The sequence below is a fragment of the Psychrobacter sp. 16-MNA-CIBAN-0192 genome, assembly GCF_040309565.1.
Lineage (GTDB): Bacteria > Pseudomonadota > Gammaproteobacteria > Pseudomonadales > Moraxellaceae > Psychrobacter.
In genome coordinates this window covers 1-277 of sequence record NZ_JBEOOX010000192.1, presented here as the reverse complement: position 1 = coordinate 277, position 277 = coordinate 1, and the positions used below count along the sequence as shown (strand labels likewise).

General features: G+C 45.5%; 1 pseudogene. It reads left to right on the top strand.

Annotated elements, in window-relative coordinates:
- A pseudogene (locus AAEY78_RS12880) lies at window positions 1-277 on the top strand (hypothetical protein); the annotation flags it as partial.

Below are 277 nucleotides of genomic sequence, written 5' to 3'. Positions count from 1 at the left end.
ATGCAGCCCAACTCTGGCGCTTCTGGTGAATATGCAGGTATCTTAGCGATTCGCCGTTATCATGAGTCTTTAGGTCAGCCTAATCGTGATGTTTGCTTGATTCCAATGTCGGCGCACGGCACTAACCCTGCCACTGCTATCATGATGGGTATGCAAGTTGTCGTGGTAAAAACAGATGACAATGTTAATATCGATATCGATGATTTGACCGCAAAATGTGAAGAGCATAGCGACAATCTTGGCGCTTTGATGATTACTTACCCTTCAACGCATGGTG